This window comes from Ruegeria sp. (assembly GCF_028066395.1).
Lineage (GTDB): Bacteria > Pseudomonadota > Alphaproteobacteria > Rhodobacterales > Rhodobacteraceae > Ruegeria.
Window position 1 is genome coordinate 33,119 of the sequence record NZ_JALCBM010000035.1, and the last position, 11,625, is coordinate 44,743.

At 58.5% G+C, this 11,625-nt stretch carries 10 protein-coding genes; 8 read left to right on the plus strand and 2 right to left on the minus strand.

Translation table 11 applies throughout. From position 1 onward, the window contains the following. The first annotated feature begins 9 nt into the window (after positions 1-9). The gene (locus MPJ51_RS12315; RefSeq protein WP_298386895.1) at positions 10-1,659 is read left to right on the plus strand and encodes an amidohydrolase; all 1,650 of its coding nucleotides are present in this window, start codon (positions 10-12) and stop codon (positions 1,657-1,659) included. A 198-nt stretch (positions 1,660-1,857) separates the two neighbouring features. Beyond that, positions 1,858-2,631: an inositol monophosphatase family protein gene (locus MPJ51_RS12320; protein ID WP_298386898.1), complete on the plus strand. Its 774-nt coding sequence runs from the start codon at positions 1,858-1,860 to the stop codon at positions 2,629-2,631. Here MPJ51_RS12320 and MPJ51_RS12325 read toward each other — a convergent pair. Beyond that, the gene (locus MPJ51_RS12325) at positions 2,628-3,863 is read right to left on the minus strand and encodes a cysteine desulfurase-like protein (RefSeq protein ID WP_298386901.1); all 1,236 of its coding nucleotides are present in this window, start codon (positions 3,861-3,863) and stop codon (positions 2,628-2,630) included. The genes MPJ51_RS12320 and MPJ51_RS12325 overlap by 4 nt on opposite strands. A 163-nt stretch (positions 3,864-4,026) precedes the next feature. Between MPJ51_RS12325 and MPJ51_RS12330 the strand changes: the two genes are divergently transcribed. Beyond that, positions 4,027-5,169 carry an aminotransferase class I/II-fold pyridoxal phosphate-dependent enzyme gene (locus tag MPJ51_RS12330; RefSeq protein WP_298386904.1) on the plus strand — a complete coding sequence of 381 codons (1,143 nt, stop codon included), beginning with the start codon at positions 4,027-4,029 and terminating at the stop codon, positions 5,167-5,169. Here the strand turns inward: MPJ51_RS12330 and MPJ51_RS12335 are convergent. Further along, complete coding sequence (locus MPJ51_RS12335) at positions 5,147-6,022, minus strand: LuxR C-terminal-related transcriptional regulator (RefSeq protein ID WP_298386908.1); 876 nt, start codon at positions 6,020-6,022, stop codon at positions 5,147-5,149. The two genes, MPJ51_RS12330 and MPJ51_RS12335, sit on opposite strands and share 23 nt — an antisense overlap. Positions 6,023-6,232: 210 nt before the next feature. Here MPJ51_RS12335 and MPJ51_RS12340 point away from each other — a divergent pair, with 210 nt between their 5' ends. The 5 genes from MPJ51_RS12340 to MPJ51_RS12360 all read left to right on the plus strand — a co-directional run. After that, entirely contained in the window at positions 6,233-7,039 is an 807-nt protein-coding gene (locus tag MPJ51_RS12340; protein ID WP_298386911.1) for a transporter substrate-binding domain-containing protein, read from the plus strand. A 76-nt stretch (positions 7,040-7,115) separates the two neighbouring features. Further along, positions 7,116-7,811 carry an ABC transporter permease gene (locus MPJ51_RS12345; protein ID WP_298386913.1) on the plus strand — a complete coding sequence of 232 codons (696 nt, stop codon included), beginning with the start codon at positions 7,116-7,118 and terminating at the stop codon, positions 7,809-7,811. Beyond that, positions 7,811-8,497, plus strand: a complete 687-nt coding sequence (locus tag MPJ51_RS12350; protein WP_298386915.1) for an ABC transporter permease — start codon at positions 7,811-7,813, stop codon at positions 8,495-8,497. Before MPJ51_RS12345 ends, MPJ51_RS12350 begins: the two co-directional genes overlap by 1 nt. Positions 8,498-8,500: 3 nt before the next feature. Next, the gene (locus MPJ51_RS12355) at positions 8,501-9,250 is read left to right on the plus strand and encodes an amino acid ABC transporter ATP-binding protein (protein WP_298386918.1); all 750 of its coding nucleotides are present in this window, start codon (positions 8,501-8,503) and stop codon (positions 9,248-9,250) included. A gap of 291 nt (positions 9,251-9,541) precedes the next feature. Continuing rightward, positions 9,542-11,625 (plus strand): M10 family metallopeptidase C-terminal domain-containing protein (locus MPJ51_RS12360; RefSeq protein ID WP_298386921.1); only part of this gene is annotated, 2,084 nt, incomplete at its 3' end.

Sequence of the window (11,625 nt, forward strand, 5' to 3'; positions counted from 1 at the left end):
GAACGAAAAATGCAAAGCAAACTCTATTTCAACGGCACCATCCTGACGATGGACGCACAGAACTCCACCCCCGAGGCGGTGCTGACCGAAGGCCATCTGATCCGCGCCGTGGGGGCGGAGGCCGACCTGCGCCGTCAGATGCCCGCGGGGACGGAAATGGTGGACCTGAAAGGCCGGACACTGATCCCCGCCTTCATCGACCCGCACGGCCATTTCCCCGATCCCGGTTTCATCCGGTTGTTTCGCGTCGATTTAGCGGCACCGCCGCGCGGGGATTGTCCCGATATGGCCACGGCGCTGGAGCGCCTGCGCGCCAAGGCAGCGAAAACACCTGCGGGCGAATGGGTCATGGGGGTGCTGTTTGACAACACCGCCATAGCCGAAGGCCGCATGCCCACCCGGGCCGAGCTGGACAGTGTCAGCACGGGTCACCCGATCTGGGTCCTTCACGCTTCGGGGCATAACGGATCGGCAAACTCGATGGCCTTGCAGCGGCGCGGGGTCAACCGGGACACGCCCGACCCCTTGGGCGGGCGGTTTGGCCGCGATCCCGAAACCGGAGCCTTAAACGGCGTGGTCGAAGGGCTGTCGGCGATGGGAGAGTTGGGGGATACCAACTTTCTGATCGATCAGGACCGGTTTCAACAGGGCTTTGCCGCCTGCCGGGATGAGTATCTGGAACACGGCGTGACCTATGCCCAGAACGCCTGGGCCACGCGTGAGATTCTGGGGTGTTTCGCCTTATTCGGGGCGGATCAGGACCCGGGCATTGATCTGGAACTGCTGCCCATCGGCGAGTTGGAGCCGGAACTCAGCCAAGGCCCGGACCCGCTGGACTGGCCGGAAAATCCGCATTTCACCCTTGGCCCGCGCAAGCTGTTCACCGATGGTGCGTTCCCGATGCAAACCGCATTCCTCAGCGCGCCTTATCACAAACCGCTGGACCCGGATTACCCCTGCGGCATGTCCTATACGACCCAGGCCGAGCTGGACACACAGGTCAGCAAACTGCACGCTATGGGGTTCCAGATCCACTGCCATTGCAACGGCGACGCCGGGGCCGAGATGTTCATTGACGCGGTGGACAAGGCGCTGGATCAGGTGCCGCGCACCGACCACCGGCACACCATCATCCACGGCCAGACCCTGCGCGACGATCAGTTGCAGCGCATGGCGCGTCTGGGGATCACGGTCAGCTTCTTCTCGGCCCATGTGCATTTCTGGGGCGACCGTCACTATGACACGTTTCTGGGCCCCGAACGGGCCGAGCGGATCTCGCCCGCCGCATCGGCCGAACGGTTTGGCGTGCGTTATACCATCCACAATGACGCTTCGGTCACCCCGACGCGGCCCATCCATCTGGCCCATTGCGCGGTGAACCGGTTTACAGCCTCGGGTCGGCTGCTGGGTGAGGCGCAACGGATCAGCGTTCTGTCTGCCCTGCGCGCCCAGACCATTGACGCCGCCTGGCAGGTGTTCAAAGAGGATACACGCGGCTCGATCGAACCCGGCAAGATCGCCGATTTCGCCATCCTGTCCCGCAATCCTCTGGACGACTCCGCGCGCCTGACGGATACACAAGTCGAGGAAACGATCCGTTACGGCAAGCCTGTTTACAAGGCCGCTGAGAAGGCGCAGCAATTGGAGGATGTCGGTTAAAATCCGGCATCCGTCCTGTTCAGAAACCGATATTGGCTCTGGCAATTCGGTTTGCGGGTGCGGTGAAGTCGATTTCACTTGAATATTCTTTGGAAATCCAATGCTCTGCGATTGCCGGGGATTTCCATCCCGCACGGCACGGACAGAATCCATGCGGTTGTTCAGGGCCGCTCTGCCATCTGAAGAAAGATGAAAACCATGGATGTATTAACCGATCTGCGGGCCTTTGCGCAGGAATTGGCATCAATCGCGGTCGAAAGCGCCAAGGGTGCCAAGGCAGACGTCGAGATCGAGATCAAGCAGGATGGCAGCCCGGTGACCACCGTGGACAAGGCCGTCGAACGTGCTGTGCGGCAACGGATCGAGGATACGTATCCCGATCACGGCATTCTGGGCGAGGAGTTCGGAGAGAGAAATCCCGGAGCCGATCTGACCTGGGTGATCGACCCCATTGACGGTACAAGGCAATTTGCGGCCGGTTTGCCGAATTACGGCATTCTGATTGCCCTGTGTGACCGGGGCAGACCGGTGATCGGGTTGATCTGCCAGCCGGATATCGGGGACATCTATCTGGGCGTGACGGGGCAGGGGGCTTGGCTGAACGGCGCGCCTGTACAGGTGTCCGGAGCCACGACGTTGAAGGAGTCGATCCAATGTATCTCGGACCCGGATGCATTCGATGACAGAACCCGCCCCGGTATGGAAAGGCTGCGCGCTGCATCATTGTGGAACGTGTTCGATGGCGGATGCCTGGGCTTCGGCGCGCTGGCGGCGGGCAAGATTGGCGTCAGCGTTTGCGGACCCAATCTGGACAATTTCGATATTCTGGCGCTGGTTCCGGTGGTCGAAGGCGCGGGTGGGGTCATCACCGACTGGCAGGGCAAGCCACTGGATTTCTCCTCGAAAGGAGAGATCGTGGCCAGCGCCTCGCCCGAGTTGCACCAGCAGGTGCTGGCGTTGCTGAACGGTTAAGCGCCCACGGCCTCTGCCACCGAAGTCACAATGCGGGCTACTTCGTCCTGCGTGTTGTAGTGCGACAGGCCGATGCGGACGACGCCTTCGGCCTCGGGCAGACCTAACTGGCGGGTGGGTTCATAGGCGTAGTTGTGACCGTGCCAGACATAAATCCCTTGCTGTGCCAATGTGGCGGCAATGGCGCTGGGGGTATGGCCTTCGACGCGCAGCGATACGGTGGGTACGCGGTCATGGGTACGGTTGGGGTTGGTGATGCCATAGATGGTCAACCCATCGATGCCTGTCAGTCCGCGGATCAGGTCGCGGGTCAGGCCATGCTCGTATTCCAATGATGCCGCGTAGGTTGCCTGCATCAGATCGCGGGCAGAGCCCGTGTGGTCCAAATGGGTGCCCAGGTTTTCGAAATAGTCAAAAGTGGCGCAAAGCCCGGCCAGCAATTCCAACTGCGGCGTGCCGCTTTCGAAGCGGTCGGGCAAATCATCGGACACGCAGCGCCCTTTATAGGGGTGCAGGCTTTGCATCAGGTCTTCGCGACCCCAGAGCAGGCCCAGATGCGGGCCAAAGAACTTGTAGGCTGAGCAGACCAGAAAATCGCACCCCAGCGCCTGAACGTCAGGCAACAGATGTGGGGCGTATTGGACGGAATCGACAAAGACCAGCGCGCCTGCATCTTTCGCCACCGCCGACAGCGCTGCGATATCGTTGATCGATCCGGTCATGTTGCTGGCATGGTTCAGACAGACCAGCCGGGTGCGGGTGGTCAGCTGTTTTGCCAACGCTTCGGGTTCGACCCGCCAACTGTCAGGATCAAAAGCAACCCAGCGGATCACCAACCCCATGTCATGGGCGATCTGCAGCCAGGGGCCGACATTGCCTTCATGTTCCATCCGGGTGATGACGATCTCATCGCCGGGTTGGAAATCACGGCAGATACTGCGCGACATGTGAAAGGTCAGCGCGGTCATGCTTGGCCCGATGATCACCTCGCGCCCCGAAGCGGCCCCCAGAAACGTCGCAGCACGCGTGTGGGCTTGCGTATAGAGCGTATCGCAGGACTGACTGGTGGTGAAATGACCGCCCAGATTGGCGTAGTCGCCCAGCATCCGGTCGGCGACCGCCTGCGCCACGGTGGCAGGCACCTGCGTTCCGGCCGGGTTGTCGGCATAAATGCGGTCAGGATGATTCAGAGCCGGGAATAGGGAACGGACATGATCAACCGGGAACGTCATCGGGATTTCTTTCTGTGCAGAAAAAATTCTTGGGACTGAGGAACACCTAATCAGGCCACGCGCGTTGGCCATATCATACCAGAGTATGAGGCTTTCGGGTTTTGGGCGGATGGTTCGGGGCCCTGCCGACACCTATCCTGCCGCAAACAAACCGGAGACGACAATGAGATACGCCCGCATGCCCATCGAGATCGAGTCGCCCGAGCAGATGGGGTATGATCTGATCCGCTACAACCTGTCCGAAAGCTCGGTCGCGGATCGGCCTTTGTCGGATTTCGACATTCAACTGGACGACACGCTGCTGTGCTATGGCGACCATCTGGGCGACCCCGAGCTGCGCAACCTGATTGCCGGTGACACTCCGGGGCTGACAGCAGACCATGTGCTGGCAACCACCGGTGCGGCAGGGGCTTTGTTCATCATTGCGACCAGCCTGCTGAGCAAGGATGATCATCTGGTGGTGGTGCGGCCCAACTACGCCACCAATATCGAAACGCCCCGTGCCATTGGCTGCGGGATTTCTTATGTCGATCTGGAATTCGACCGGGGATACGCGCTGGATCTGGCGCAGGTCGAGGCGGCGATCCGGCCCAATACCCGCTATGTCTCGGTCACTTCGCCACATAATCCGACCGGGGTTGTCATCCCGGACGATCAGATGCAGGCGCTGGTGGCATTGACGCAGAAACACGGAGTTCTGCTGTTGGTGGATGAGACCTATCGCGAGATGCGTTTTGGCGACATTCCCCAGGTGGCCGCGTCACATGGTGATCATGTGATCAGCGTGTCCTCGCTGTCGAAAACCTATGGCATTCCGGGTATTCGCACCGGCTGGCTGATCACGCAAAACCCTGTGTTGATGGAGCTTTTTCTGGCCGCGAAAGAACAGATCGGGATTGCGGGCAGCGTTGTGGATGAAAAAATCGCTGTGGCGGCCCTGCGGCAGCGCGAGACCTGGAGGGTGGAAAATCAGGCGCGCATCAACGCGGGTTTTGCCATCGTCAAAGAGTGGATCGAAACCGAGCCGCTGATCGACTGGGTTGAACCGGCAGGCAGTTGCATCTGTTTTCCGCGGATCAGCGCGGATGCCGGGATCGACCCCGAGGCCTTCTACGAGGTTCTGTTCGAAAGTTATGGCACCTATGTCGGACCCGGGCACTGGTTTGAGCAGTCGGATATGCAGTTCCGTATCGGCTATACCTGGCCCACGCAGGATGCGCTGCGCAAGGGTCTGGCGGGCATTTCGGCGGCGTTGCGGGACCCGGCGGTGGCGGCGCGGACCGCTATTGCTGAAACTGCGGAATAGACATCAGGAACAGGTTGAACAGCTCTTGCTGGGTCGAGATGTTCAGTTTGGAATACAGGTTCTGGCGGTGGGATTTCACCGTCGCCAGCGACACTCCCAGCAACAGCGCAATCGCTTCGCCGGAATGGCCCTTGAGTACCAATTGCGCCACCTGACGTTCCCTCTCGGTCAGGGTGCCGCGCCCGAAATCCTGGATCAACTGGTCCAGCACCGGCACCCGTTCGATGGTTCCGGCGGCGACGCGGACCTTGCTCCAATGCCAGGCGATCAGCTTGTCAAGCATCGGCAGCAGGGCCGCGCCCATGCGCAGGCAATCGTCTGAAAACCCCTCTTCACGCGATCGCGTCAGGCTGAGTTCGACCATTTCACCGTGGGGCAGGCGGATGGTGAAGACCAGCTCCATCTGGCCCTCGGGCCAGCCGGGCGTGCGATAACCCAGTTCTTCGTTCTCAAGCTCGAAAGCGTTCAGGTTTTTGTAGATCTCCGATGAAAAATACGCATCCGGCGCCAGATCGGTGATGCGCTGAACACCGGTTTCCACCCCTGCGAGATAGGCGTTGTAGACCGGATTCAGGATATAGGTCGCCTCGATAAAACGTTGAACGCCTTGCTGGGCGCGTTGGCTGCGCACCGTCGAATAGACATGCTTGGGCCGCTGTTTCGGGCGATAGACGAACAAAAAAGCGTATTTGAAGGGCAATATGGTGCCAAGCGCGTCCATCAGTTTGCGTGGAAAGCGGTCCCGCCCGATATCCGTTATGGCGTCCGACATGACCACGTTCCAGCGATGCAAGGTCTCTAGCGAAATCATCGAAACCGGGGCGGCGTGGTCTTGCGACCTTGGTAGGGTCACTCTGGTTCTCCGTTCAGTGCCATGGGTTTGTCTTGCCCGATGGCGGGGAACCGGTCAAGAAATTCGATCCCCGATCCGGAACGGATATGTCTCAAAGTCATACTCTGGTAGGATGTGAAGCCAGATGATGCCCTGTCATCGTACTGTCATCAACCGGGCATAGGCACCAGCCGCAGAACCCGAACCATCCAATACGGAGGATCAATCATGTTGCCAAAGAAACTTTTCCTGACCCTGGGGGCGCTGGCGCTGACTGCGTTTCAGGCCGCACCCGCCGCAGCCGAAACCATGCGCGTTGGCATGGAATGCACCTATGCGCCGTTCAACTATCGCAATGCCGATGGGGATCTGGTGGGCTATGACGTGGATGTGGCCAAAGGCGTGGCCGAGATCGTCGGCTTTGACCTGGAATTCGTCTGTCAGGAATGGGACGGCATGATCCCGGCGCTGCTGGCCAACAAGTTCGACCTGATCGTCGCCTCGATGTCGATCACCGAAAAGCGCAAGAAACAGATGGATTTCTCGGCCCCCTATCGCGTGTCCATCGGCCGCCTGATCGGGCCCGCCGATTCCGGTTGGGAATTGTTCGACGCGGACGGCAATCCGATCCCCGAAGCGTTTGATGGCAAACGTGTCGGGCTGGAGCGCGCCTCGACCTATGCCAGCTGGTTCGAGGCCAAGCTGCCCGGCGCCGATGTGGTGTATTATGACGGGGCCGAGCCGCTGTATCTTGACCTGCAGAACGGTCGGGTCGACATGATCATGACCAACCCGATGAAAGCCTATCTGAAATTCCTCAGCAAGGATGACGGCGGCGGGTTCGAATTCGTCAGCCCGGCCATCGACGAAGAGGAATATTTCGGCATCGGCGTTGGCATCGGCCTGCGTCAGGACCAGCCCGAGCTGAAGGCCAAGCTGGACGATGCGGTCAAGCAACTGGTCAATGACGGCAGCCTGGAAGAATACGCGCTGAAAATCTTCCCCTTCCCGATCCACAACGAAAAATGGGGTCAGTGATCCACTGAACCTGTTCGGCGGCGGGATGTTCCCGCCGCCCTCCGCCATGCAACCAAAGTAATGCAAGGATGCCCAAGTGGAGGCACTCAACGGTTGGTGGGATGACTATTTCTGGGGCGCGATGGTCGTCGTCAGGGTCTTCCTGTGTTCATTCGCGCTGATGATCCTGTTCGGCCTGATCGGGGCAGCGGCGAAACTGTCAAGCAATCGCATCGCGCAGAAACTGGCCGGGGCTTATACGGTGGTCTTTCGCGGCACACCGGAAATCCTGGTGATCCTGTTGCTGTATTTCGGCTCGGCCATCACGCTGACCGCGATTGCGCAATGGTTCAATCCCGATATCCGGTTCGTCGATATCCCGCCCTTCTGGGCCGGAACCATCGCCATTTCGCTGGTGGTGGGGTCTTATGCGACCGAAACCTTCCGGGGCGCCTTTCTGGGCGTTCAACCCGGCAGTATCGAAGCCGCCCGCGCACTGGGGTTGAGCAACCTGCAGACCTTCCTGTATGTCCGCATCCCCGAGATGTGGCGTCTGGCGCTGCCGCCCCTTGGCAATCACGCGCTGTCACTGATCAAGGATACCGCGCTGATCTCGATCATCGGCCTGAACGAGACGCTGTTTGTTGCCAAACAGGCCATCAGTACCACCGGAAAACCCTTCACCATGTATATCTTCGTCGGTGCGATCTATCTGTTTTTCTCGACGATCATCACATTGGGTTTCATGGCGCTTGAGAAATACGCCAACCGTCATCTGGAGGTGGGGCGCTGATGTTTGATCTCTCTGTCATCGCCGAGGCCGTCCCCCGTATGCTGGGCGGGATTGGGGTTACGTTTTCGCTGCTGCTGATCTCGGCCGCAATCGGGTTGTTGCTGGCCGTGGGGCTGTTGCTGATGCGGATCAGTGGCAAATGGTTCCTGTCCTGGCCCGCGCAAATCTATGTCTATGTCTTTCGTGGCACGCCGATCCTGGTGCAGATTTTCATCATCTACTACGGGCTGCCGCAATTCGGGGTTATCCGTCAGAGCATCCTCTGGCCGATCCTGCGTGACCCGTTCGGCTGTGCCATTTTGGCGCTGTCGCTGAATTCGGGGGCCTATGTCTCGGAAATCCTGCGCGGTGCGGTTCTGGGCGTGGACCGCGGCTTGACCGAGGCGGGCGCAGCGCTGGGTCTGTCGGTCCGGCAGCGGTTCATCTACATCACCGCCCCCATCGCCATCCGGCTGGCCCTGCCTGCTTATGGGAATGAGCTGATCAGCCTGCTGAAAGCGACCGCGCTGGCCTCGACCATCACCATTCTGGACATGACCGGCATCGCCCGCACCGTCATGGCCGAAACCTTCGCCCCGTATGAGGTCTTTATCTCGCTGGCGATTGTCTACATGCTGCTGACCCTCGTGTTGCAGAAAACCATGGGCCAGATCGAATACCGACTTGGCCGGTACACACGGAAGTAATCCATGACTCAGGACCGTACCCCGCTGATCGAACTGCGCAATGTCGACAAGTATTTCGGGGATTTCAAGGCGCTCAGCAACATCAACCTGACCGTTTACAAGGGCGAACGGATTGTCGTTTGCGGCCCGTCTGGATCGGGTAAATCCACGATGATCCGCTGCATAAACCGGCTTGAGGAACACTCGGCCGGGCAGATCATCATCGACGGGCATGAGCTGACCGAAAACGTCAAGGATATCGACGCGGTGCGGCGCGAGGTGGGCATGGTGTTCCAAAGCTTCAACCTGTTTCCGCACATGACGATCCTGCAAAATCTGACGCTGGCACAGCGCAAGGTGCGCAAGACGTCAAAAGCCGAAGCTGAAAAAACCGCGATGCAATATCTGGAGCGGGTGCGCATCCCCGATCAGGCGCATAAATACCCGATCCAGCTGTCCGGCGGCCAACAACAGCGCGTCGCCATCGCCCGCGCCCTGTGCATGCGCCCCGAGATCATGCTGTTTGATGAGCCAACCTCGGCCCTTGATCCCGAAATGATCAACGAGGTGCTCGACGTGATGGTCGATCTGGCGAAAGAGGGGATGACGATGATCTGCGTCACCCACGAGATGGGCTTTGCCCGTTCCGTCGCGGATCGGGTGATCTTCATGGATCAGGGTGAAATCGTCGAAACGGCTGAGCCGGAAGCCTTCTTTACCCATCCTAAAAGCGAACGGACGAAGAAGTTCCTCAGCCAGATTTTGCATCATTGAGTCCTGCTGCCTTTTTGGCGGCAGCTTGACCCCATCAACACGCGCCGAAAAGTGTTGCATTTGTAAACCACTGCTTATGCGCGTTTCCTCCGATCCTTGCCGCCGCAAACTTTGCGCCATATCACATTACCTTAAGTTGCAGTGAGATGATATTGACCCAACGCAGCATTGATAGCCGGAGAAGACACATTTCGTGAGAATCCGGCTGCTCTAATCGCGGTATGTCATTAAAAAGACAATTTCTCCTGCGAGTTGCTGAACGAAACGTAAAAATTCGATTAAGGCCCGATTATGATTACCTTTGTCCCCACGCCCCCATCATCCTCACCCCTCAGTGCAATCCAAGGTGATATTGCCTATGGTGATGGCAACGATGCGACGACAACAGTCATCACTTATAGCCTCGCACAATATGCCGACACCCAGGCCTGGACCACCGGGTATAGGGAAGAATTTCGTGCTGCACTTGCTGTTATCGAATCCGTGGCGAACATAGACTTTGTCGAAGTCAGCCTTGCGTCTAACCCAGACCTCGTGGAGGTTTTGGCCCCAAGTTCGTGGTTTTCATCCCCCAACACGCTCGGATTTCATTACACGCCGTCCAACAGCACGTCATTTGGTGCCTACAATACGGACTATTGGATCGAAGGTGTGAATGGTGCGCCCGGAGGGTACTTCTTTACAACGATCCTGCACGAGCTTGGCCACGCGCTTGGCCTGGGGCACCCGCATGATGATGGCCTTGGCACCACAGTATTGCAGGGTGTCACCAGCGAGTTTGATTCATTTGGAAATGCAGGACTGAATCAGGGCGTCTTCACGGTGATGTCCTACAATGACGGCTGGACATCTCAGAACGGGATTCTGCCGGTCAGTTCGACCTATGGCGGATCAACCGGTCTGGGTGCATTGGACATCGCTGCATTGCAGGCTTTGTATGGGGCCAACACCACAACGAACTCGGCCGGTAATACATACTTCCTGCCATCGTCCAATACCGCCGGCACCGGGTACGAGTCGATCTGGGATACAGGCGGGATCGACACGATCCAAAGCGACAGCAGCAGCAGTACGATCATCGACCTGCGCGAGGCCACCCTGACATATAGCAACGGCGGTGGGGGGTATGTCTCGTATGTGAACGGGGTTGAAGGCGGCTTTACCATCGCGAATGGGGTTGTGATCGAAAACGCCACGGGCGGGTCCGGAAATGACACGCTGATTGGCAATACGGCGGAAAACGTCCTGAACGGTCGCGGCGGGAACGACGTGATCCGTTCCCGTTCCGATGGCTCCAATGACAACACGATCAACGGCGGCAGCGGAAACGATACGATTTACCTGGCCAATGGAAGCGGGGCGGATACGGTCAACGGCAATGAAGGAAATGACCGGGCGATTGTGACGAACAATACCGGTTCCTTTGCCGGTGGCGTTGGTACGGACACAGTGGTCTTTGTTAAAGGCCTGAAAAACTATCTGGTTGAGACCAATGGAAGTAACTATGAGTTCTTCAACGTCATCACACGCGATACGTTTACGGTCGCCAACGATGTCGAAGTGTTCCAGTTCGCGAATGGGTCACAAAGCTTCAATTCGTCCAACTTGACGTCTGCGACCCAGATCAGAAACATCGAGACGACGGGCACAGTTCTGCAACATGCGGATCATGGTGTCTATGTGCTGGGAGGCAGCACGGCCAAAATAGCCCTGACACGTAACGGCATTATCATTGGAGAGGATTCCCTGAACGGCTGGACCGCCATTCATACCGAGGCCGACAGCAGCGGTTATCGTTTGTTGTGGCAGCATAATGACGGTCGGTATCTGGAATGGGACATCAATGATCAGGGCGCTTGGCAGAGCGGTGCGCTGGTTGACAATGTTGTTGATGTCGAGGTGTTCTATGGTGTCGACTTCAACAATGACGGCACGATCGGGCACACAATCACGGCCGTCGAGAACGCCGGTTCGACGACCCTGTCCTCCTCGACGCAGGGCGTTTACCTGATCGATGGCAGCACCCAGCTCACCCGAAATGGTGATCTCGTTGGTCCAGACTCCCTGAACGGTTGGACTGCCCTTCATGCCGAGGCTGACAGCAGCGGTTACCGTCTGCTGTGGCAGCATAGCGACGGCCGGTATCTGGAATGGGACATTAATGATCAGGGCGCCTGGCAGGACGGTGCGCTGGTTGACAATGTTGTTGATGTCGAGTCGTTCTATGGCGTCGACTTCAACAATGACGGCACGATCGGGCACACGATCACGGCCGTCGAGAATACCGGTTCAGCGACCCTGTCCTCGTCGACGCAGGGCGTTTACTTGATCGATGGCAGCACCCAGCTCACCCGAAATGGCGAGCTCATTGGAGA

What these genes read in the sequence shown, in the direction of transcription:
- MPJ51_RS12320 (WP_298386898.1), top strand. Translation starts at nt 1,858, where the DNA reads ATGGATGTATTAACCGATCTGCGGGCCTTTGCGCAGGAATTGGCATCA.
- MPJ51_RS12355 (WP_298386918.1), top strand. Translation starts at nt 8,501, where the DNA reads ATGACTCAGGACCGTACCCCGCTGATCGAACTGCGCAATGTCGACAAG.
- MPJ51_RS12325 (WP_298386901.1), bottom strand. Translation starts at nt 3,863, where the DNA reads ATGACGTTCCCGGTTGATCATGTCCGTTCCCTATTCCCGGCTCTGAAT.
- MPJ51_RS12350 (WP_298386915.1), top strand. Translation starts at nt 7,811, where the DNA reads ATGTTTGATCTCTCTGTCATCGCCGAGGCCGTCCCCCGTATGCTGGGC.
- MPJ51_RS12330 (WP_298386904.1), top strand. Translation starts at nt 4,027, where the DNA reads ATGAGATACGCCCGCATGCCCATCGAGATCGAGTCGCCCGAGCAGATG.
- MPJ51_RS12315 (WP_298386895.1), top strand. Translation starts at nt 10, where the DNA reads ATGCAAAGCAAACTCTATTTCAACGGCACCATCCTGACGATGGACGCA.